The sequence below is a fragment of the Streptomyces sp. NPDC059852 genome, from assembly GCF_042731455.1.
Classification (GTDB): Bacteria; Actinomycetota; Actinomycetes; order Streptomycetales; family Streptomycetaceae; genus Streptomyces.
In genome coordinates, this window is sequence record NZ_JBHWJK010000001.1 from 83,576 (window position 1) to 104,301 (window position 20,726).

Below are 20,726 nucleotides of genomic sequence, written 5' to 3' on the forward strand. Positions count from 1 at the left end.
GGGGCGAACGGGCTGGGTTCCCGGGAACGGGCACCGTCCGCGAAGTCGGGACGCGGGTGGCGGATGGGGCGGGCGGGGCCGCCCTCAGCCCTCGGAGCGGACGCCGTCCCGGAGTTCCGGGGTGCTCGCCCCGACGTACGTCACCGCGAGCACGCACAGCAGGCCGCCGAGGACGAGGGCGGTCGCCCCGGACGTCCAGCCGGCGACGAGGCCGCCGCGCAGATTGCCGAGGTGCGGGCCGCCCTGGCCGACGATCTGCTCGGCGGCCGTGACCCGGCCCAGCAGGGCGTCCGGGGTCCGGGTCTGGACGATCGTGACGCGCGAGACCACCGACAGGGAGTCGGCGCCGCCCGCCACCGCCAGCAGCCCGAGCCCCGTCCACGGGTCGCCCACCAGACCGAACAGGGTCAGCGCCACACCCCAGGTGCCGGCCCCGCACAGCATCACGAGGCCGGGGCGGCCCAGCCGGGTGACCGGACCCGACAGCGCCGTCGCCGTGACCCCGCCGACCGCCACGGCCGACATGAACAGGCCGAGCGTGCGCGGATCACCGCCGAAGCGCTCCTCGTTGACGAGCGGGAAGAGGCTGACCGGCATCGCCAGCACCGTGGCGGCCAGGTCGGTGATCAGCGCGCCGCGCACCACGCGGTTCCCGGCCAGGAAGCGCAGACCGTCCAGGACGCCGTGCACTCCGGCCCGCGACGGCTCGCCCTCGGGCGGCAGCGCGGGCAGCCCGAAGGCGCCGTAGAAGGCGAACACGAAGGTCAGGGCGTCGATCAGATAGCAGGCGCCGACGCCGAGCCAGCCGAGGAACAGACCGCCCACCGCCGGGCCCAGCAGCATCATGGACTGGCCGGCCACCTGGTTGAGGGCGAGGCCCGCGGCCACCTGCTCCTTCGGCAGCAGCCGCGGCACGAAGACCCCCGCGGCCGGTCCGCCGATCGCCCCGAAGCAGGAACCGGCGGCCACGAGCACGAGGACCCCGATCACCGGGACGTGACCGGTGAAGCCCTGCACCGCCAGCAGCAGCGCGCAGACCGCCTGGCCGACGGTGGCCGTCAGATAGATCCGGCGCCGGTCGCCCCGGTCCACCCACGAGCCCGCGAGCAGCCCCACGACGACCATGGGCACGACCTGCGCGAGACCGACCGCGCCGCTCCAGACGGCGCTGTGCGTCATGTCCCAGACCTGGTAGAGCACGGTCACCATGGTCATGAAGCCGCCGAGCATGGACACCGTCCGCCCGATCAGCAGCCGCCGGAAGACGGGGGAGGCGCGCAGCGGCCCCACGTCGATCAGGGCACGCGTGAGGCTCATGACGGCAGGGCGGGGTGGAGGGCGGGCTCAGGCACGAGGGGGTACGTTATAGCGCCCCTAGAAGCCCGGCCACCGAATTACCCGGCCGTCGCATCAGGACCGGGGCACCGTCCCGCCTACGCGGACTCGTTCAGCAGCCGGGACAGGTGGTCGCGGCCGGGGTCGAGCAGGCCCTCCAGCGGGGCGGCGTCCTCGTGCCACCGCTTCTCGTACTCCCAGCACAGCCAGCCGTCCCAGCCGTGCCGGGACAGGACCTCGACGCACTCGGCGAGCGGCAGCACCCCGGCGCCGAGCGGCAGCGGAGCCGTGTCGTCGGTGGCCGCGATGTCCTTGACCTGGACGTACCCCAGATGGGGCGCGAGCGCCGCGTAGCTCTCCGCGGGCTGCTCACCGGCCAGCCAGGTGTGCATGACGTCCCACACCGCGCCGACGTTGCGGTGTCCGACCAGACCCAGCACGCGCATCGCGTCGGCGGCCGCCCGGTGCGAGTCGTGGGTCTCCAGCAGGACGCGCACGCCGCTGTCCGCGGCGTACTCCGCCGCCGTTCCGAGCCGCCGCGCGGCGATCGCGTCCGTCGCCTCGGAGGTCTGCTCCGGGTCGGCACCGGGGAAGATCCGCACGTAGGGCGCGCCGATGTCGTGGGCGAGGTCGACGAGCGTGCGGACCTCCTCGATGACGGGCCCGTCGTCCCCGGGCGCCGCGATCCGCGTGTATCCGGCGACGGCCAGCGGCTCCACGCCGGCCGCCTTGAACTCGGCGGCCACGTCCGCCCGTTCACCGGGGCCGAGACCCGGATGCACCGGCTCCTCGGGGTGGGAGCGCAGCTCCACGCCGTGGTAGCCGTGCGCGCTCGCGAGCCGCAGCACGTCGGGGAGGGGGAGACCGGGGACGCCGAGGGTGGAGAACGCCAGCTTCATGTACCTCACCTTGCCAGGGAAACGAGGTCCACACCTCCGGCCGGACACGCGCCGCGCCGGGGCGGGGGCGGGTGCCGCCTCAGCCCCGTGGCACTGCGGAGGACCCCCGCACCATCAGTTCCCCGCGGATCGTCGCCAGGTCGCCCGGGGGCGGCTCCTCGCGGCCCATGGCGATCCGGCCCGCGCGGGCGCCCGCGTCGGAGAGCGGGAGGCGGACCGTCGTGAGGGAGGGCACCGCGTCGACGCCGAACGGCAGGTCGTCGAAGCCGGCCACCGACACGTCGTCCGGGATGCGCAGGCCGGAGTCGCGCAGGGCCGCGCAGGCGCCCAGCGCGACGGAGTCGTTCGCGGCGACCACGGCCGTCAGGGACGGGTCGCGGCGCAGCAGTTCCAGCGTCGCCTCGTAGCCGGCCTGCCGGTCGTAGCGGCCGTGCACGATCAGGCGGTCGTCCACCGGTATGCCGTGCGCCTCCAGCGCGGCCCGGTGGCCCTCCAGCCGGTGCCGGGTGGTCGTGCGCTCCAGCGGGCCCGCGATGTACCCGAGCCGCCGGTGCCCGAGGCCGATCAGGTGCTCGGTCAGCTCACGGGCGCCGCCTCGGTTGTCGAAGGCCAGCGCGATCGCGCCGGTGTCCGGCGCGGGCGGCCGCCCGCACAGCACCACCCGGGTCCCGGCGTCCGACAGCCTGCGCAGCTTCGCCGCGACGGCCTCCGCGTGCGGCGCGCTCTCCACGGCACCGCCGGTCAGCACCACCGCGGCGGCCCGCTGCCGCTGCAGCAGGGTGAGGTACGTCAGTTCGCGCTCCGGCGACCCGCCCGTGTTGCAGACGACCGCCAGGCGCTCGCCGCCCGCCCGGCCGCCGGGCCCGCCGATCTCCGACTGGATGGCGGCGGCCATGATCCCGAAGAACGGGTCGGCGATGTCGTGGACGAGGATGCCGACCAGGTCGGAGGTGGCGGCGGCCAGCGAGCTGGCGGGGCCGTTGAGCACGTAGTCCAGTTCGTCCACCGCGCGCAGCACCCGTTCGCGGGTGGAGGCGGCGACGGGATAGTTGCCGTTCAGCACGCGCGACACCGTCGCGGGCGAGACCTGGGCGCGGGCCGCCACGTCCGCCAGGGTCACCGTCATCTCGTCGTCCTCCGGTCGCGCATGTCGTGGAACCCCCCATGGGCCGCCCGTGCTCGGGCCGCCCCCTCGTAGACAGGCCGATCGCGGCCGCGGTTCCGTGTGTATGTCGAGCAGACCTTAAGGCCAACCACCCCTCTTGTTCGTCCCCTCGAACAACTCAACCCCGTCACGGTCTTGTCTTCACCCCGGCCCACGGCTAGCTTCCCCCTGCGGAAAGCGCTTGCCGTGACGCTGGGCGAGAGAGGGTGCACGCGGTGTGCGCACCCGCGCGACGGACCGCGCGAACGCGGCGCACGGCACCTACGGAGGGAACGACGTGACACGCAGGACGGTGCGTATCGCCATGAACGGGGTGACCGGGCGCATGGGCCACCGCCAGCACCTGGCCCGCTCGATCCTGGCCCTCCGCGAACAGGGCGGCCTCGACCTGGGCGACGGCACCGTGCTGTGGCCGGAACCGGTCCTGGTCGGCCGCCGCGAGCACGCCCTGAAGGCCCTCGCCAGGCAGTACGGACTGGACCCGGCGCACCTCTCCACCGACCTCGACGCGGTCCTCGCCGACCCCACCGTGGGCATCTACTTCGACGCGCAGGTGACCTCCGCGCGCGAGGAGGCCCTGCGCAAGGCGATCGCCGCGGGCAAGCACGTCTACACCGAGAAGCCGACGGCCACCGGGCTCGCGGGCGCCCTGGAACTCGCCCGGCTCGCGACCGCCGCCGGCGTCCGGCACGGCGTCGTCCAGGACAAGCTCTTCCTGCCGGGCCTGCGCAAGCTCAAGCGCCTGATCGACGGCGGCTTCCTCGGCCGGATCCTGTCCGTGCGCGGCGAGTTCGGCTACTGGGTCTTCGAGGGGGACTGGCAGGAGGCCCAGCGCCCGTCCTGGAACTACCGCGCCGAGGACGGCGGTGGCATCGTCGCCGACATGTTCCCGCACTGGGAGTACGTGCTGCACGAGCTGTTCGGCCGGGTCACGAGCGTCCAGGCCCTCGCGACCACCCACGTCCCGCGGCGCTGGGACGAGAACGGCAAGCCGTACGACGCCACCGCCGACGACGCGGCCTACGGCATCTTCGAACTCGAGGGCGGCGTCGTCGCCCAGATCAACTCCAGCTGGGCCGTGCGCGTCCACCGGGACGAACTCGTCGAGTTCCACGTCGACGGCACCGAGGGCTCGGCCGTCGCCGGGCTGCGCCGCTGCCGCGTCCAGCACCGCGGCACCACCCCCAGGCCCGTCTGGAACCCGGACCTCCCGGCCGCGTACTCCTTCCGCGACCAGTGGCAGGAGGTCCCGGACAACGAGGAGTTCGACAACGGATTCAAGACCCAGTGGGAGCTGTTCCTCAGACACGTGTACGCCGGCGCCCCCTACTCCTGGGACCTGCTGGCCGGCGCCCGCGGCGTCCAGCTCGCCGAACTGGGCCTGAGGTCCTCGGCCGAGGGCCGCCGCCTCGACGTACCGGAGATCACCCCGTGACCCTCCACCTGCCCGACGCGCACGGAGCCCTGCGCGCCTACGAGCCCCGCACCGAGCCCCTCGCCCTCACCCCGGGCGCCCCCGCCGCCTCCCGTACGGTCCTCGCCGCCGCCCACGTCGTCGCCGACCCGTACGCCGACGTCACGCCCGGCTCCCCGGCCGCCGTCGACTGGGACGCCACCCTCGCCTTCCGCCGGCACCTGTGGTCCCACGGGCTCGGTGTCGCCGAGGCCATGGACACCGCCCAGCGCGGGATGGGACTGGACTGGGCGGGCGCGGCCGAACTGATCCGGCGCGGCGCCGCCGAGGCCCGGGCGGCCGGCGGCCGGATCGCCTGCGGGGCGGGCACCGACCAGCTCACCGGCGGCCCGGCGACCCTCGCCGAGGTCCGCGCCGCCTACGAGGAACAGCTCACGCTCGTCGAGGAGTCCGGCGCCCAGGCGATCCTGATGGCCTCCCGCGCCCTCGCCGCCACCGCCCGCGGCCCCGAGGACTACCTGGAGGTCTACGGCCACCTGCTCCGCCAGGCCGCGGACCCGGTGATCCTGCACTGGCTCGGCCCCATGTTCGACCCGGCCCTGGAGGGCTACTGGGGCTCGGCGGACCTCGACGCGGCCACCGACACCTTGCTGCACGTGATCGCCGCCCACCCCGGCAAGGTCGACGGCATCAAGGTCTCCCTGCTGGACGCCCGGCGCGAGACCGGGCTGCGCCGCCGCCTCCCGAAGGGCGTGCGCTGCTACACCGGCGACGACTTCCACTACCCCGAGCTGATCGCGGGCGACGGCCACGGCTTCAGCCACGCCCTGCTCGGCGTCTTCGACCCGCTCGGGCCACTGGCCGCGCAGGCGGTCCGCGTCCTCGACACCGGCGACCGGGACGGCTTCCGCGCGCTCCTCGACCCGACCGTCGAACTCGCCCGCCACCTCTTCCAGGCACCCACCCGCTACTACAAGACGGGGGTGGTGTTCCTGGCCTGGCTGGCCGGCCACCAGTCCCACTTCACGATGGTCGGCGGCCTGCAGTCCGCCCGCTCCCTGCCCCACCTCGCCCGCGCCTACGAACTCGCCGACCGCCTCGGCCTGTTCCCCGACCCGAAGCGGGCCGAGGACCGGATGAGGACCCTGCTGGCCCTGTACGGAGTGACCCCGTGAGCGACCTCGCCCGCTTCAGCATCAACCAGATGACCGTCAAGCAGCTCCCGCTCCCCGAGCTGGTCGCCGCCTGCCGCGACCTCGGCGTCCCGGCCGTCGGCCTGTGGCGCGAGCCGGTGCAGGAGTACGGCGTGGAGGCGGCCGCCCAGCTCGTCCGGGACGCCGGCCTGGCGGTCACCACCCTGTGCCGGGGCGGCTTCCTCACCGCCACCGACCCGGCCGAGCGGGACCGGGCCCTGGACGACAACCGGCGGGCCGTCGACGAGGCGGCCACCCTCGGCACGGACGTCCTGGTGCTGGTCTCCGGCGGCCTGCCGGCCGGCTCCCGCGACCTGCCGGGCGCGCGGGAGCGGATCGCCGACGCCCTGGCCGGACTCGGGCCGTACGCCGAGGCGCACGGCGTGAGGCTGGCCGTCGAGCCGCTGCACCCGATGTTCGCCGCCGACCGCTGTGTCGTGTCCACCCTCGCCCAGGCACTGGACCTCGTGGAACGCTTCCCGGCCCGGCAGGTCGGCGTCACCGTGGACACGTACCACGTCTGGTGGGACGACGACGCGCCCGCGCAGATCGCCCGGGCGGGAGCGAGCGACCGGATCCACGCCTTCCAGCTCGCCGACTGGATCACCCCGCTGCCCGCCGGCGTCCTGAACGGCCGGGGCCAGCTCGGCGACGGCTCGGTCGACCTGCGCCGCTGGCGGGAACTGGTGGAGGCGGCCGGCTACACGGGGCCCGTCGAGGTGGAGCTGTTCAACGAGACCCTGTGGGCCCGCGACGGCCGGGAGGTACTGGCGGAGACGGTGGACCGCTTCACCCGGCACGCCGTCTGAGGCACACGCCCACCCGACGCGCCGCCACCGGCTCTCCGGCGCCGGCGTCGCGGGGCCGCGGCCTCACCGTCCGGACGCCCGCCGGTCCAGTGCCGTCAGGACCGCCGGGACCAGCGCGCCCACCGTCCGGGCCACGGCCGGCCGGGGCAGCCCGGTCCTGGCGGCCACCTCGGTGGTCAGCGGGCCCGCCTCCTCGGCGAGCAGGCCGGCCATCAGACCGCCGGTCGCGGGACCGCCCACGGTGGCCACGCCGAGCAGCGGGGCGCCGGGCGGGGTGGCGACCGTCTCCGCCTCCCCGGCCAGCGCCGCCACGGTCGTGCAGATCACCTGCCGCGCCCCGGTCTCGTCCGTGCCCAGCAGTCGCGCGATGTCCCCGACCGCCTCGTCGCCGAGCTCGTCGAGCACGTCGTCCTGGAGGGACACGAGGGGATTCTCGTCCAGCTCCTGCATACCTAGAACGCTACGTCCGCCCAGGTGGAACGGCATGCGGAGGGCGGGCCGCGGCACTGCGCAAAAAATCTTGGGCGAACCGTGCAACCCTCCCCGCACCTCGCGGGTCGTACTTCGCGTCAGGACCTTTGGAGGGGGATCTGGGGGGATCGCGGGGGTTCTGACGGGAGGGGACGCGAGGGGCCCGGTCGACGGACCGGGCCCCTCGAAACGTCTTCGCGGCCGGCCGGGCTCAGAAGAAGACGCCGCAGCGCAGCAGCACGTTCGCGTACGGCCGGGCCTCACCCGTGCGCACCACCAGCCGTGCCCCCGCCGACAGCTCCTTGAGCCGCTCGTGCGGCACCAGCTCCAGGGCGGGACAGGTCTCCGCGAGCAGCGCGGCCGCCTCCGGATTCGCGTCCCGGACCTCCGTCGCCGCCGTCGCGCCCTCCACCACCAGCTCGGCCAGCAGCCCGTCCAGCACCTCGGCGAACGACGGCACCCCGGCCCGGAACGCCAGGTCCACGACCCGCGGCCCCGCCGGGATCGGCATCCCCACGTCACACACCAGGACGCCGTCGCCGTGCCCCAGCTCGGCCAGCGCCCCGGACAGCCCCCGGTTCAGGATTCCGGCCCGCTTCACAGCGCCTCGACCTCCGCCGCCGTCGGGAACGACACCTGCGCGCCCTCCCGGGTCACCGCCACCGCACCGACCCGGGCCGCGTACGCCGCCGCCTCGGCCAGGCCCGCGCCGGTGCCCAGCCGCCAGGCCAGCGCCGCCGTGAACGCGTCGCCCGCACCGGTCGTGTCCACGGCCCGCACCTCCACCGCCGGCACCCGCACGACCCCCTCGGAGGAGGCCACCAGCGCCCCCTCGGCGCCGAGCGTCACGACCACCGAGCGGGGCCCCTTGGCGAGCAGGATGCGCGCCCAGTCCTCGGGGGAGTCGCCGACGGCGGCGTCACCGAGGATGACCCGTGCCTCGTGCTCGTTGACGATGAGCGGGTCGCAGGCCGCGAGGATGTCCGCCGGAAGCGGCCGCGGCGGCGACGGGTTGAGCACGAAACGGCTGCCGTCCGCCAGGTTGCGCACGACCTCCGCGACCGTCTCCAGCGGGATCTCCAGCTGCGTCGAGACCACCCGCGACGCCTGGAACAGGCTCGCGGCGGCCCGTACGTCCGCCGGGGCGAGCCGCCCGTTGGCGCCGGGGGAGACCACGATGCTGTTGTCCCCGGACGGGTCCACGGTGATCAGCGCGACCCCGGTCGGCGCCCCGCCGACCAGCACCCCGACCGTGTCCACGCCGGCCGCGCGCTGCGAGTCCAGCAGCAGCCGGCCGTACGCGTCGTCGCCGACCCGCGCGAGCAGGGCCGTACGGGCGCCGAGCCGGGCCGCCGCGACGGCCTGGTTGGCGCCCTTGCCGCCCGGGTGGACGGCCAGATCGGAGCCGAGCACGGTCTCGCCGGCACCCGGTCGGCGCTCGACACCGATCACCAGGTCGGCGTTGGCCGACCCCACGACCAGCAGGTCGTAGTCGTACATGAGGTTGCTCCCCTGATTCCGGTCCCCGTGATGACGCCGGGACGGGCGGCCGCCACCGGATCCATGCTCCGGCAACGACCGCCCACCCGTGGGCCGTTCGGCCGATGTCAGCCCTTGAAGCCGGCCACGTCGTCCTTGGTGACCACCTTCACCGGCACCTTCACCGTCTGCTCGACCTTCTCGCCGTCCAGGGCCTTGAGGGCGTTGTCCACGGCGATCTTCCCGAGCTGGCTCGGCTGCTGGGCGACGGACGCGTACAGCGAGCCGCCCTCCACCGCCTTCAGCCCGTCCGGCGTGCCGTCGAAGCCGACCACGGACACCGACTTCCCGGCCTTCGACCCCAGCGCCTTGATGGCGCCGAGGGCCATCTCGTCGTTGGCGGCGATGACGCCCTGGACGTCCGGGTGCGCCTGGAGCAGGTTCGACATGACGTCGAGGCCCTTGGTGCGGTCGAAGTCGGCGGGCTGCTGGGCGACCACCTTGATGCCCGGGAAGGCCTTGAGTCCGGCGGCGAAGCCCTGCGCCCGCTCACGGGCGGCCGAGGTACCGGCCTGCCCCTGGAGGATCACGATCTTGCCCTTGCCGCCCAGCTTCTCGGCGATCGACTTGGCGGCCAGCTCACCGCCGGCCACGTTGTCGGAGGCGACGAGCGTCGCGGTCTTCGCGTCGTTGACCCCGCGGTCGACGGCGACGACCGGGATGCCGGCCTTGTCGGCGGCCTTCACGGAGTTGCTCGCCGCGTCCGAGTCCACCGGGTTGACGACGATCGCGCCGACCCCGGAACTGGTGAAGTTCTGCAGCTGGTTGGCCTGCTGCGAGGCGTCGTTCTGGGCGTCCGTCACGGTCAGGTCCACGCCCAGCTTCTTCGCCTCGGCCTGGGCACCGGCCCGGATCTGCACGAAGAAGGGGTTGTTGAGCGTCGACAGTGACAGCCCGATCCGCTGGTCCGACGCCTTCGAGCCGTCGTGCAGGAACGAGGTCGCACCGACGATCGCCACGGTCACGACGGCCGCGAGCGCGTACGTCCCCGCCTGCCGGCCCTTCCCGCCGCCCGAACCGGTGCCGGCCGCGAGCGGCGTGGCGCCCGCCTTGCGGCGCAGCGTGTCGAAGAGGACGGCCAGCGCGATCACGACACCGATGACGACCTGCTGCCAGAACGCGGAGACGTTCAGCAGGTTCAGTCCGTTGCGCAGCACGGCGAGGATCAGCGCGCCGATCAGCGTGCCGGACGCCTTGCCGGTGCCGCCCGCGAGGGAGGCGCCGCCGATGACGACCGCGGCGATCGCGTCCAGCTCGTAGCCGTCGGCGGCCTGCGGCTGAGCGGAGGACAGCCGGGAGGCGAGCACGACACCCGCGACAGCGGCGAACACACCGGACAACGCGTAGATGGCGAGCTTCTGCCGCTTCACCCGCAGCCCGGACAGCCGGGCCGCCTCCTCGTTGCCGCCGATCGCGTACATCGACCGGCCGATGTAGGTCCGGCCCAGCACGAACGCGGCGATCAGGCCCATCACGACCATCACGAGGACCGGCACCGGCAGCCAGCCGCCGAGCGTGTCACCGAGGTGCGAGACCGAGTCCGGGAACGGGATCGGCGAGCCCTCGGAGATCACCAGCGACAGACCACGCGCCACCGACAGCATCGCGAGCGTCGCGATGAACGGCGGGAGCTTGCCGTAGGCGATGAGGAAGCCGTTGACGAGTCCGGCCGCGATGCCGGTCGCCACCGCCAGCAGCACCGCCAGGACGATCGGCACCCCGTGCGAGGTCGCCGACCAGGCCAGCACGGTGGCCGAGAGCGCCGCCACCGAACCCACCGACAGGTCGATGCCCGCCGAGACGATGACGAAGGTGACGCCGAAGGCGAGGACGGCGGTCACCGCCGCCTGCACACCGACGTTGAGCAGGTTGTCGGTGGTCAGGAAGTCACCCGACAGCGCCGACATGGCGATCACCAGGACGATCAGCGCGGTGAGGGCGCCGTTGTCGAGGAGCAGGCGGCGCAGCCCGCCGGTCGCGCCACCGGCGCCCGGGTTCCTCTTGAGCGTGTCAGTGGCCACGAGCGGCCTCCTTGTCGGTCGTGGGGTTGCTGACGGCGAGTGCCATCACGGAGTCCTGGGTGGCCTCGTCGGCGGACAGTTCGCCCGCGATCCGGCCCTGGGCCATCACCAGCACCCGGTCGCTCATGCCGAGCACCTCCGGGAGGTCGCTGGAGATCATGAGGACGGCGGCGCCGTTCGCGGTCAGTTCGTTGATGAGCTGGTAGATCTCGACCTTGGCGCCGACGTCGATCCCGCGCGTGGGCTCGTCGAGGATCAGCACCCGGCTGTCGGCGAGCAGCCACTTGCCGATGACGACCTTCTGCTGGTTGCCGCCGGAGAGCGTGCGCACGTGCTGGCCGAGCCCGGCCATCCGCACGCCCAGCTGCTTCGCGATCCGCGCGGCGGCCTCCTGCTGGCCCTTGCGGTCGACGAGCCCCGCGCGCGTGGCGGCCCGCAGGGTCACCAGGCCCAGGTTCTCCTCCACGGACTGGTCCAGGACCAGCCCCTGGCCCTTGCGGTCCTCGGGGATCAGCCCGATCCCGGCGGCCATGGCGGCGTTGACGTCGTGGCCCTTCAGCCTGGCGCCGTCGACCTTCACGGCGCCCTTGTCGTACGGGTCCGCCCCGAACACGGCCCGTACCACCTCGGTACGACCCGCGCCGACCAGCCCGGCGATGCCGACCACCTCTCCGGCGCGCACCTCGAAGCTCACGTCGTGGAAGACGCCGTCGCGGGTGAGACCTTCGACGGTGAGCAACGCCGGGCCGGTGTCGGCCCGTTCGCGCGGGTACTGCTGCTCGATGGAGCGGCCCACCATGAGCCGGACCAGTTCGTCCTCCGGCGTGGACGCGGGGACCTGCCCGACGCTCCGGCCGTCCCGGATGACGGTGACCCGGTCGCCGAGGGCGGCGATCTCCTCCAGGTGGTGGGTGATGAAGACGATCCCGACGCCGTCCTCGCGCAGCCGCCGCACGATGCCGAACAGCGTCTCCACCTCCTCGGAGGTGAGCACGGCCGTCGGCTCGTCCATGATGAGCACGCGCGCGTCCAGGCTGAGCGCCTTGGCGATCTCGGCCATCTGGAGCCGCGCGATGCCCAGTTCACGCACCCGCGCGCGGGGCGAGACGCTGAGGCCGACCCGCTTCAGCAGGACCTCGGCGTCGGCCTCCATCCGGCCCCGGTCGATCATCCCGAACCGGCGCGGCTGCCGCCCCAGGAAGATGTTCTCGGCGACCGTCAGATCGGGGACCAGGTTGAACTCCTGGTAGATCGTGGCGATCCCGAGGCGCTCGGAGTCCTGCGCCCCGTGGATGCGCACCTCCTCGCCGCCGACCAGGATCCGGCCGCCGTCGGGCGTGTACGCGCCGGAGAGCATCTTGATGAGGGTGCTCTTCCCGGCGCCGTTCTCACCGAGCAGCACATGGACCTCGCCCCGGCGCAGGTCGAAGTCGACACCGTCCAGCGCGACCACGCCCGGGAAGGTCTTCCGGATGCCCTCGATGCGCAGCAGTTCGTCCGGATCGCTCACGACGTGCTCCTTTGCACTGCGGTGGGGTTCTGCCCCGAGGCGGGGTCCGCGCCGCAGGAGCGGCGCACCACGAGTCGGGCGGGCAGGGTGACGGACGCGCCGGTCCGCCCCTCGACGCGGTCGATCAGGGCCCGTACGGCGGCCCGGCCGAGCTCGCCGGTCGGCTGGGCGATGGCGGTGATCGGCGGATCGGTGTGCACGAACCACCGGATGTCGTCGAACGCGGCGAGCGCGATGTCGTCCGGCACGCGAAGGCCCCGCGCGCGGACGGCGTCCAGCGCGCCCAGCACCATCAGGTTGTCGGCGGCGAAGACGACCTCGGGCGGCTCGGGCAGGTCGAGGAAGCCCTCGGTGACCCGGCGTCCGCTCTCGGCCTGGAAGTCGCCCTGCCCCGTGTAGGCGTCGGGGAGTTCGAGCCCGAAGGCGGCCAGCGCCTCCCGGAAGGCGTCCACGCGCTCGCGGCCGGTCGTGGTGGCCGCGGGGCCCGCGATGATCGCGAGCCGGCGGTGCCCGAGCGCGTGCAGATGGGCGACGAGGTCGCGGACGGCCTCGCGCCCGTCGGAGCGCACGACCGGCACGTCCACGCCGGGGATCCAGCGGTCGACGAACACCATCGGCGTGCCCGCGCGGGCGGCGTCCAGCATCAGCGGGGAGCCGCCGTCGGTGGGGGAGACCAGCAGCCCGTCGATACGGCGGTCCAGCAGGGTCCGTACGTGGTGGTCCTGGAGGTCGGGGCGCTCGTCGGCGTTGCCGATGATGACGCTGTACCCGAGCGCGCGGGCCTCCTCCTCGACGGAGCGGGCGAGCTCGGTGAAGTAGGGGTTCAGCACATCGCTGATGACCAGGCCGAGCGTGCGGGTCTGGTCGGTGCGCAGGGATCGGGCGACGGCGTTCGGGCGGTAGCCCAGGGCCGTCACGGCGGCCGTCACGCGCCGGCGGGCGTCCTCGCTGACCGAGGGGTGCCCGTTCAGGACGCGCGACACCGTGGCGACGGAGACGCCTGCCTCGGCGGCGACGTCCTTGATGCTCGCCATGACCGTTCCACCTCCTCGTGGAATCGATTACACGGAGGATTGGAATCGATTACACGAGCGGAAGCAAGAGGTGGTGGGTGGCCGAAACCAAACCTTTACCGACGGGTGGCCGGCGCGGGTGCGGCCCGCGGGCCCGGCTCCCGGCCACCCGCGCGCGTCAGTCCGCCTGCCGGGCCCGGCCCAGGCGCAGGGCGGAGACGAGGAAGAAGATCCCGCCGAGGAAGGCGTATCCGGCCAGGGCGCTCAGTGAGGGATCGGCCTGACCGGCCTGCCCGAAGAACGACGCACCGGCGAGCGTCGAGATCCCGCCACTGGCGATCATGGCCCCCTGTCCGCCCATCCGCCGCCGGGAGACGCCGACAAGCAGCTGGACGAGACCCGCGGTGATCGCCCAGACGCCCCAGACGCGCAGCACGGCCGGGAGGCCGGAGGTGGCGGCGACGGCGAGGCCGGCGGCGGTGAGAGTGCTGAGCGCGACGTTCACATACAGCTGCCGGACCGGACCGCCGCTCTCGCGGGCGGACCGCAGGTCGACGACTGCACAGGCCACGTCGAACAGCGGATAGATCACCAGCAGGGCCCCGGCGGCCGGCGTCAGACTCCCGGCGGTGGCGAACAGCAGGGCGGCCCAGAGGGCGGCGAAGGCGAAGCGCAGCAGGTAGAGCTTGCGGAGGGCGGTGGGGGCGTCGGTGGCGGGGGGTGTGGTGAGGGTGGTGTCCATGACGGGCCTCCGGGCGGCTGGGCGGTGAGGGAGAACGTTCGGTCTCTTTGGTGCTCATCAAAGGCGTGAAGGATGACACCTGTCAAGACCGAACGTTCTCCCTCATGGCTTGGTAGCCTCGGGACCATGAGTCAGGGCACAGCGAAACCGGGCAGGTCGGGCGGCGTGTCGGAGGCGCGGGCGCGGCTGCTCGGCACGGCGACGAGAATCTTCTACGCCGAGGGCATCCACTCCGTGGGAGTCGACCGGATCATCGCCGAGGCCCAGGTGACCCGGGCGACGCTCTACCGGCACTTCACGGGCAAGGAGGAGCTGGTCCTCGCATACCTGGATGTGGCGGACCAGGGCATCCGGTCACAGGTGGCGAACGCGCGCGAGGGCGCGGAGTCCCCGGCGGACGAGGTCAGGGCGGTGGCCGGAGCGATCGCCGACGGCATCCGTTCGCCCGGCTTCCGGGGGTGCGCGTTCCTCAACGCGGTGGCGGAGTACCCGGACCCGGCGCATCCGGTCCACCAGGCCGTGCTGGCGCACCGGCAGTGGTTCCTGGAGACGGTGACGGAACTGCTGGCGCGGGCCGGCCACGAGCCCGCCGACGAGGCGGGGCGGCATGTCGTGATGCTGCGGGACGGGGCGATGGCGGCGGGGTGCCTGTTCGATCCGGAACTGGTCTGCGCGACGTTCCTGCAGGGGGTGGAGGGCGTCCTCAACCGACGGTCGGAATGAGGCCGTTGTCCCAGGCCCAGTGCCAGACGGCGTTCCACCGATGGTCGTACTCGGGCACGGCGTGGGCGGACCGGATGCGGTGGTACGCCTCAGCGGTACGGGGGTCGTCACGCAGGGCGAGCCCGTAGCCGGCCTCCAGCAGTGTCGGTGGATCGTCAGGGTCCAGGAGCGCGGCCAGGGCGTCGGCGACGGCGGGGGTGCGGTCCGGGCAGGACGCGAGGTGGGACGCGGCGGGGGTGTGCAGGTCGGGGTCCGGGTCTTCGGCCAGCCTGAGCAGTTGCTGTACGGCCTCCGGGAGAAGGCCGGCGTGACGCAGGGCCACGCGGCAGGCGCCGAGCCGTACCTCGGCGTCCGGGTCACGGAGGAGGGCGCGCAGCGTCCGGCGGGCCTCCGGTGCCAGAGGGGGGTCGTCCCCGAAGGGGAGGAGGAGCGGGGGCACCACCCGGCGTACCGCCACGTCGGGGTGGCCGGCGTAGCGCAGCGCGGCGGCCTCCCGGCCCGGATGTTCGTACTCGTCCAGGGCTCGCAGGACCCTTTCGAGCATCGCGGGGTCGGTCTCCTCGGCGGCCCAGGCGCTCACGAAGTCGCCTTCGCGGCGGGCGTAGGGCGAGTCGTCCGCGACGACCCCGCGGACGCGTACGTACTCCGCCACGAAGCGGCGGTGCGCCGGGTCGGGGTGGTGCCGGTGGGCCACCAGGGCCGACCAGGTCTCCTCACTCTTCCGATCGAGAAGGACCCGGAGCACTTCCCACCAGGTCGCATGGTCCTCGTCCGGTTGGGCGACCGCTCGGGCGATCAGTTCCTCGACCGGGGTCAGGATGCGGAAGGCCCACTCCAGGGCGGTGAGGATGCCCGCGTGGCCGTCCCGGACGGACAGACCGCTGAGGGACACCTGGTGCGCGAAGTTGAACCCGTCGCTGTCGTCGTCGACCCGGACCCTCTCCACCGGTCCGGACGTCCCGGTGCGACGCCTCAACTCCCCGGCCACGCCGGACTCGTGCCAGTTCCTGGCCAGGGCGAGGAGCCGCTCGCGTGCGGCCTCGGCCAGCCGCAGCCGGGGCTCGCGCCCGAGGACGGCGGTGACGAGCGCGGGGGAGCCGCTGTCGACAGCCCGCCACAAGGGGGTGGTCCCATCGGGCAGCACACGGTCGGGATCGGCCCCGCCCTCCACCAACACCCCGGCGACGGTGGAGTCGAAGGCGGCGACGGCCTCGCACAGGAGGGGCAGCCCGTCCGCGCCCGGCGTGTCCGGATCGGCGCCGTCGTCCACCAGCGTCATCACGGCCAGGTGGTCCCCGGCCCGGACGGCGTCCACCAGCGGTCGGCTCAAGCGGCTCTCCCTCGAACGAGACGAGCGTCGAGCATCGGTCGTGTTCCGGCTCGGGGCAACTGCATTTCCTACGGCGGTCAGCCCGCCGCCAGCTCGCACCAGACGTACTTGCCCCGGTTGCCGTCACGGGCGGAGGGCTGCCACCCCCACACGTCGGCGCAGGCCCGCACGAGGGCGAGACCGCGCCCGTCCTCGTCGTCGGCGGTGAGCGCGAACGCGCGGGGCGGCTGCGGGGGTTCGGGGTCGGCGTCCCAGGCGCCGATCCGCAGAGTGCCGGGAGGCGCCCAGCGCACGCGCAGCGCGGCGGGGCCCTTGGTGTGCCGTACGGCGTTGGACACCAACTCGGCGGCGAGCAGTTCGGCGACGTCCACGAGCCCGATGAGCCCGTGCATGGTCAGGATCAGGCGCAGGGTACGGCGACTGACGGTGACGGCACGGAGGTCGTTGGGGAGGTGGAGGGAGTACTCCCAGGGGGCGCTTTCGGGCATGCGGAAGTCCGTCTCGGTGAGGGGTGCGCAGCGTGGTCGCCGCGTCACTGACGGTAGACCTTAAAGTTTCGGCGCAACAAGTCCGTCGCGTAATCTGAACCCGAACGAGTCGCGTCGATGGGCGCGTTGGGAGTCGAGGAGCGTTCCATGCCCACCAGGCGCGAACCGACGGCGCGGCAGCTGCGCCTCGCGACGGAGCTGCGGAAACTCCGCGAGGCGGCGGGGCTCACGGCTCGGCAGGCCGCGGCCATGCTGGGCGTGAGCAACGTCCAGATCAGCCAGATCGAATCGGGTCTCTCAGGCGTGAGCGAACAGCGACTGCGTCGGCTGGCATCCCACTACGCCTGCACGGACGAGGAGTTCGTCGACGCGCTGGTCGCGATGGCGACGGACCGGACGCGGGGCTGGTGGGAGGAGTACCGCGGGCGGCTGCCGACGTCGTTCCTGGATCTGTCGGAGCTGGAGCATCACGCACGCTTCCTACGCCATGTGGCCATCCTGTATGTGCCCGGCCTCCTGCAGACGGAGGACTACTCACGTGCCGTCTTCTCGTCCAGGCTGCCGGAACTCACCGCTGAGGAGCTGGAACTGCGTATCGAGCACCGAAAGGCGCGTCAACAGTTCGACCTCCCTTACGAGGCGGTGATCCATGAGGCCGCACTTCGCATCCGAGTCAGCGACCGGGCCACCTCCAGAGCACAGCTCACCCGGCTTCTGGAACTGTCGGAGGCGCCTCACATCACCTTGCGCGTCATTCCGTTCGAGTTGGACGGCTTCGCCTTGGCGTCCAGCACGATGACGTACGCGGGTGGTTCATTGCCCAGGCTGGACACCGTGGTCCGCGATGCCCTCCATGGCTCGCACTTCATTGATTCCGAGGCGCAACTCAACACCTATCGAACGAGTTTCCGTAAGGTGGAGGGTGTGTCGCTCGACCCCGGGCGGACACGAGACTTGGTCCACGCTCTCGCGAAGGAGCTGTAGGAGCCCATGGATAACTGGCGCAAGTCGTCCTATTCAGGCCCGGGTGACGGCAACGAGTGCGTCGAGATCGCGAACTCACCCACACACGTGGCCGTCCGCGACTCCAAAGCCCCCGCCCGGGCCGCCCTCACCTTCCCGGCACCCGTCTTCGCCCGCTTCCTCGCGAGGCTCAAGGAGAGCTGACGTCAGTCGGGAGTGCTGTCGCAGACGGCTCGTGGCCCGGCAGAGAGAGCCGCACGCGTGTCAGGTCCTCGGCCTCCACCCGCACCCGCAGGCCCCAGTGGGCGCTGAGGCGGTGGGCCACGTCGACCAGGCGGCGGCGGTCCTCCACGGTGTACGCCGGGTAGCGCGCGTACCCCTTGCCGGCGATCTCGTCGCCGAGTTCGCGGACGAGCAGCGCCCGGTAGCGCCGTTCCTCCTCGTCGGTCAGGGGCGAGGCGGTCTCCTCGCCGGGCAGCAACCGGACGTTGTAGAGGTCGCGTACCACTGGGCGCCCGCCTTCCGTCGCACTGTCGTCCGCGCGAGCCTACCCGGCCGTGGCCGGACCCCCTCCGGACTGTCACACCCCACCGGTACCGTCGGATCATGTCCAACCAGTCCGTAACGGCCGGTGGGGAGCGGCGGCTCGCCACGCTCGAAGGCGTGCTGGAGCGCATCACCTACGCCAACGAGGAGAACGGCTACACGGTCGCCCGCGTCGACACCGGCAGGGGCGCCGGTGACCTGCTGACCGTCGTCGGCGCGCTGCTCGGCGCGCAGGTGGGGGAGTCGCTGCGGATGGAGGGCCGCTGGGGCTCGCACCCGCAGTACGGCAAGCAGTTCCACGTCGAGAACTACACGACCGTGCTGCCCGCCACCGTCCAGGGCATCCGGCGTTACCTCGGCTCAGGGCTGGTGAAGGGCATCGGGCCCGTCTTCGCCGACCGGATCACCCAGCACTTCGGCGTGGACACGCTACGGATCATCGAGGAGGAGCCGAAGCGGCTCATCGAGGTGCCGGGGCTCGGGCCGAAGCGGACGAAGAAGATCGCCGACGCCTGGGAGGAGCAGAAGGCGATCAAGGAGGTCATGCTCTTCCTCCAGACCGTCGAGGTGTCCACCTCCATCGCCGTGCGCATCTACAAGAAGTACGGCGACGCCTCCATCTCCGTCGTGAGGAACGAGCCGTACCGCCTCGCCGCCGACGTCTGGGGCATCGGCTTCCTCACCGCCGACCGGATCGCCCAGTCCGTCGGCATCCCGCACGACAGTCCGGAGCGGGTCAAGGCCGGTCTGCAGTACGCCCTGTCGCAGGCCACCGACCAGGGCAACTGCTACCTCCCCGAGGAGCAGCTGATCAAGGACGCGGTGAAGCTGCTCCAGGTCGACACCGGCCTCGTCATCGACTGCCTGGCCGAGCTGGCGCAGGTCCCGGAGGACGGCTCGGACCCCGGTGTCGTACGGGAGAAGGTGCCGGGCCCCGACGGCGCCGCCGAGCCGGTGACGGCCGTCTACCTGGTGCCGTTCCACCGGGCGGAACTGTCCCTGTCCGCCCAGCTGTTGCGGCTGCTGCGCACGGACGAGGACCGGATGCCGGGCTTCGGGGACGTCGACTGGGGCAAGGCGCTGGGGTGGCTCAGGGGCCGTACCGGCGCCGACCTCGCGCCCGAGCAGGAGGCCGCCGTCAAGCTGGCGCTGACCCGGAAGGTCGCCGTCCTGACCGGCGGGCCGGGCTGCGGCAAGTCCTTCACGGTCCGCTCGATCGTGGAGCTGGCCCGCGCCAAGAAGGCGAAGGTGGTGCTCGCCGCGCCCACCGGCCGCGCCGCCAAGCGCCTCGCCGAGCTGACCGGCGCCGAGGCGTCCACCGTCCACCGCCTGCTGGAGCTCAAGCCCGGCGGTGACGCGGCGTACGACCGGGACCGCCCGCTGGAGGCCGACCTGGTCGTGGTCGACGAGGCGTCCATGCTGGACCTGCTGCTGGCGAACAAGCTGGTCAAGGCCGTACCGCCGGGCGCCCACCTGCTGTTCGTCGGGGACGTGGACCAGCTGCCCAGCGTCGGCGCCGGCGAGGTGCTCAGGGATCTCCTCGCCGACGGCGGCCCCGTCCCGGCCGTCCGGCTGACGCGCGTGTTCCGCCAGGCCCAGCAGTCCGGGGTCGTCATCAACGCGCACCGGATCAACGCCGGGCAGCACCCGGTCACCGACGGCATGAAGGACTTCTTCCTCTTCGTGGAGGACGACACCGAGGAGGCCGGCCGTCTCACCGTGGACGTGGCGGCCCGGCGCATCCCGGCCAAGTTCGGTCTCGACCCGCGCCGGGACGTGCAGGTCCTGGCCCCCATGCACCGGGGACCGGCCGGTGCGGGCGCGCTCAACGCCCTGCTGCAGCAGGCGGTCACGCCCGCCCGCCCCGACCTGCCGGAGAAGCGCTTCGGCGGTCGGGTCTTCCGTGTCGGCGACAAGGTCACCCAGATCCGCAACAATTACGAGAAGGGGGAGAACGGCGTCTTCAACGGCACCGTGGGCGTGGTCACCTCGCTCGACCCGGTCGACCAGCGCCTGACGGTGCTGACGGACGAGGACGAGGAGGTGCCGTACGACTTCGACGAGCTGGACGAGCTCGCGCACGCGTACGCGGTGACGATCCACCGCTCCCAGGGCAGCGAGTATCCCGCGGTGGTGATCCCCGTCACGACGGGAGCATGGATGATGCTCCAGCGGAACCTGCTGTACACGGCGGTGACGCGGGCCAAGCGTCTGGTCGTCCTGGTGGGCTCGCGCAAGGCGATCGGGCAGGCGGTGCGCACGGTCTCGGCGGGGCGGCGCTGCACCGCGCTCGACTTCCGGCTCGCGGGCGGCTGAACGCGTCCTCCGGGGGCCCCTGAGGGCCCCTCCGTGACCTGCGGTTTCGTAAGGCCGTGAAAAAAATGATCGATCAAATGAGTCGTGAAGGTCACAGAGCACTACCGGATGGGCAAGACAGGGGGCAGGATGGCAGGTTGGCGGCACTCAGTGCCGTCAATAGGCCCAATGGTCGACCCCGAGTGCACTCTCCTGAGCCGAATGGGGGAGGGTAGAGACAGTCAGGGCAACCTCGAAGATGAGGCACAA

General features: G+C 72.8%; 20 protein-coding genes. 7 read left to right on the forward strand and 13 right to left on the reverse strand.

The features are described from left to right. Nucleotides 1–84 precede the first annotated feature (84 nt). From ACFV46_RS00390 to ACFV46_RS00400, 3 genes are all read right to left on the reverse strand, one after another. Nucleotides 85–1,317, reverse strand: coding sequence for an MFS transporter (locus tag ACFV46_RS00390; protein ID WP_361924751.1), 1,233 nt, complete (start codon nucleotides 1,315–1,317; stop codon nucleotides 85–87). Nucleotides 1,318–1,433: 116 nt separating this feature from the next. Next, nucleotides 1,434–2,234: a sugar phosphate isomerase/epimerase family protein gene (locus tag ACFV46_RS00395; RefSeq protein ID WP_376726714.1), complete on the reverse strand. Its 801-nt coding sequence runs from the start codon at nucleotides 2,232–2,234 to the stop codon at nucleotides 1,434–1,436. Nucleotides 2,235–2,313: 79 nt separating this feature from the next. Continuing rightward, the gene (locus ACFV46_RS00400; protein ID WP_385496535.1) at nucleotides 2,314–3,360 is read right to left on the reverse strand and encodes a LacI family DNA-binding transcriptional regulator; all 1,047 of its coding nucleotides are present in this window, start codon (nucleotides 3,358–3,360) and stop codon (nucleotides 2,314–2,316) included. Nucleotides 3,361–3,676: 316 nt separating this feature from the next. On the opposite strand from ACFV46_RS00400, the gene ACFV46_RS00405 reads away from it, so the two are divergent. Genes ACFV46_RS00405 through ACFV46_RS00415 form a run of 3 tightly spaced genes read left to right on the forward strand, consistent with a single transcriptional unit; the run spans nucleotide 3,677 to nucleotide 6,815 of the window. Then, complete coding sequence (locus tag ACFV46_RS00405) at nucleotides 3,677–4,834, forward strand: Gfo/Idh/MocA family protein (protein ID WP_385496536.1); 1,158 nt, start codon at nucleotides 3,677–3,679, stop codon at nucleotides 4,832–4,834. Next, nucleotides 4,831–5,988, forward strand: a complete 1,158-nt coding sequence (locus tag ACFV46_RS00410) for a dihydrodipicolinate synthase family protein (RefSeq protein WP_385496537.1) — start codon at nucleotides 4,831–4,833, stop codon at nucleotides 5,986–5,988. The genes ACFV46_RS00405 and ACFV46_RS00410 overlap by 4 nt, the downstream gene beginning before the upstream one ends. Then, nucleotides 5,985–6,815 carry a sugar phosphate isomerase/epimerase family protein gene (locus tag ACFV46_RS00415; RefSeq protein WP_385496538.1) on the forward strand — a complete coding sequence of 277 codons (831 nt, stop codon included), beginning with the start codon at nucleotides 5,985–5,987 and terminating at the stop codon, nucleotides 6,813–6,815. Before ACFV46_RS00410 ends, ACFV46_RS00415 begins: the two co-directional genes overlap by 4 nt. A 63-nt stretch (nucleotides 6,816–6,878) precedes the next feature. Here ACFV46_RS00415 and ACFV46_RS00420 read toward each other — a convergent pair whose 3' ends face one another. The 7 genes from ACFV46_RS00420 to ACFV46_RS00450 all read right to left on the reverse strand — a co-directional run bounded on the left by ACFV46_RS00420 (nucleotide 6,879) and on the right by ACFV46_RS00450 (nucleotide 14,111). Next, nucleotides 6,879–7,265: a DUF937 domain-containing protein gene (locus ACFV46_RS00420; protein ID WP_361924760.1), complete on the reverse strand. Its 387-nt coding sequence runs from the start codon at nucleotides 7,263–7,265 to the stop codon at nucleotides 6,879–6,881. A gap of 232 nt (nucleotides 7,266–7,497) precedes the next feature. After that, on the reverse strand, nucleotides 7,498–7,887 hold the full coding sequence (gene rbsD, locus ACFV46_RS00425; protein WP_361924762.1) for a D-ribose pyranase: 390 nt from the start codon (nucleotides 7,885–7,887) through the stop codon (nucleotides 7,498–7,500). Continuing rightward, nucleotides 7,884–8,786, reverse strand: coding sequence for a ribokinase (locus ACFV46_RS00430; RefSeq protein WP_376726709.1), 903 nt, complete (start codon nucleotides 8,784–8,786; stop codon nucleotides 7,884–7,886). The genes rbsD and ACFV46_RS00430 overlap by 4 nt, the downstream gene beginning before the upstream one ends. Before the next feature lie 107 nt (nucleotides 8,787–8,893). Next, a complete protein-coding gene (locus tag ACFV46_RS00435; RefSeq protein ID WP_385496539.1) occupies nucleotides 8,894–10,846 on the reverse strand; it encodes a substrate-binding domain-containing protein in 1,953 nt (650 codons plus the stop codon). After that, complete coding sequence (locus ACFV46_RS00440) at nucleotides 10,836–12,356, reverse strand: sugar ABC transporter ATP-binding protein (protein ID WP_385496540.1); 1,521 nt, start codon at nucleotides 12,354–12,356, stop codon at nucleotides 10,836–10,838. Before ACFV46_RS00440 ends, ACFV46_RS00435 begins: the two co-directional genes overlap by 11 nt. Beyond that, nucleotides 12,353–13,390 (reverse strand): LacI family DNA-binding transcriptional regulator, encoded by a 1,038-nt coding sequence (locus ACFV46_RS00445; RefSeq protein ID WP_385496541.1) that lies wholly within the window; start codon nucleotides 13,388–13,390, stop codon nucleotides 12,353–12,355. The genes ACFV46_RS00440 and ACFV46_RS00445 overlap by 4 nt, the downstream gene beginning before the upstream one ends. Nucleotides 13,391–13,547: 157 nt before the next feature. Continuing rightward, on the reverse strand, nucleotides 13,548–14,111 hold the full coding sequence (locus ACFV46_RS00450; RefSeq protein ID WP_385496542.1) for a hypothetical protein: 564 nt from the start codon (nucleotides 14,109–14,111) through the stop codon (nucleotides 13,548–13,550). A 126-nt stretch (nucleotides 14,112–14,237) separates the two neighbouring features. Here ACFV46_RS00450 and ACFV46_RS00455 point away from each other — a divergent pair, with 126 nt between their 5' ends. Further along, nucleotides 14,238–14,834, forward strand: coding sequence for a TetR/AcrR family transcriptional regulator (locus ACFV46_RS00455; protein ID WP_385496543.1), 597 nt, complete (start codon nucleotides 14,238–14,240; stop codon nucleotides 14,832–14,834). Here the strand turns inward: ACFV46_RS00455 and ACFV46_RS00460 are convergent. Both ACFV46_RS00460 and ACFV46_RS00465 read right to left on the reverse strand, forming a co-directional pair. Beyond that, nucleotides 14,815–16,164: a HEAT repeat domain-containing protein gene (locus tag ACFV46_RS00460; protein ID WP_385496544.1), complete on the reverse strand. Its 1,350-nt coding sequence runs from the start codon at nucleotides 16,162–16,164 to the stop codon at nucleotides 14,815–14,817. The genes ACFV46_RS00455 and ACFV46_RS00460 overlap by 20 nt on opposite strands. Nucleotides 16,165–16,241: 77 nt before the next feature. After that, complete coding sequence (locus tag ACFV46_RS00465) at nucleotides 16,242–16,652, reverse strand: ATP-binding protein (RefSeq protein WP_086872351.1); 411 nt, start codon at nucleotides 16,650–16,652, stop codon at nucleotides 16,242–16,244. A 147-nt stretch (nucleotides 16,653–16,799) separates the two neighbouring features. Between ACFV46_RS00465 and ACFV46_RS00470 the strand changes: the two genes are divergently transcribed. Together ACFV46_RS00470 and ACFV46_RS00475 are read left to right on the forward strand one after the other, a co-directional pair. Next, on the forward strand, nucleotides 16,800–17,636 hold the full coding sequence (locus tag ACFV46_RS00470) for a helix-turn-helix transcriptional regulator (protein ID WP_385496545.1): 837 nt from the start codon (nucleotides 16,800–16,802) through the stop codon (nucleotides 17,634–17,636). Nucleotides 17,637–17,642: 6 nt separating this feature from the next. Continuing rightward, the gene (locus ACFV46_RS00475; protein WP_361924781.1) at nucleotides 17,643–17,819 is read left to right on the forward strand and encodes a DUF397 domain-containing protein; all 177 of its coding nucleotides are present in this window, start codon (nucleotides 17,643–17,645) and stop codon (nucleotides 17,817–17,819) included. Here the strand turns inward: ACFV46_RS00475 and ACFV46_RS00480 are convergent. Next, complete coding sequence (locus ACFV46_RS00480; RefSeq protein ID WP_361924782.1) at nucleotides 17,806–18,123, reverse strand: hypothetical protein; 318 nt, start codon at nucleotides 18,121–18,123, stop codon at nucleotides 17,806–17,808. The two genes, ACFV46_RS00475 and ACFV46_RS00480, sit on opposite strands and share 14 nt — an antisense overlap. Before the next feature lie 98 nt (nucleotides 18,124–18,221). Between ACFV46_RS00480 and ACFV46_RS00485 the strand changes: the two genes are divergently transcribed. Then, complete coding sequence (locus tag ACFV46_RS00485; protein ID WP_385496546.1) at nucleotides 18,222–20,477, forward strand: ATP-dependent RecD-like DNA helicase; 2,256 nt, start codon at nucleotides 18,222–18,224, stop codon at nucleotides 20,475–20,477. Nucleotides 20,478–20,726: the final 249 nt, after the last annotated feature.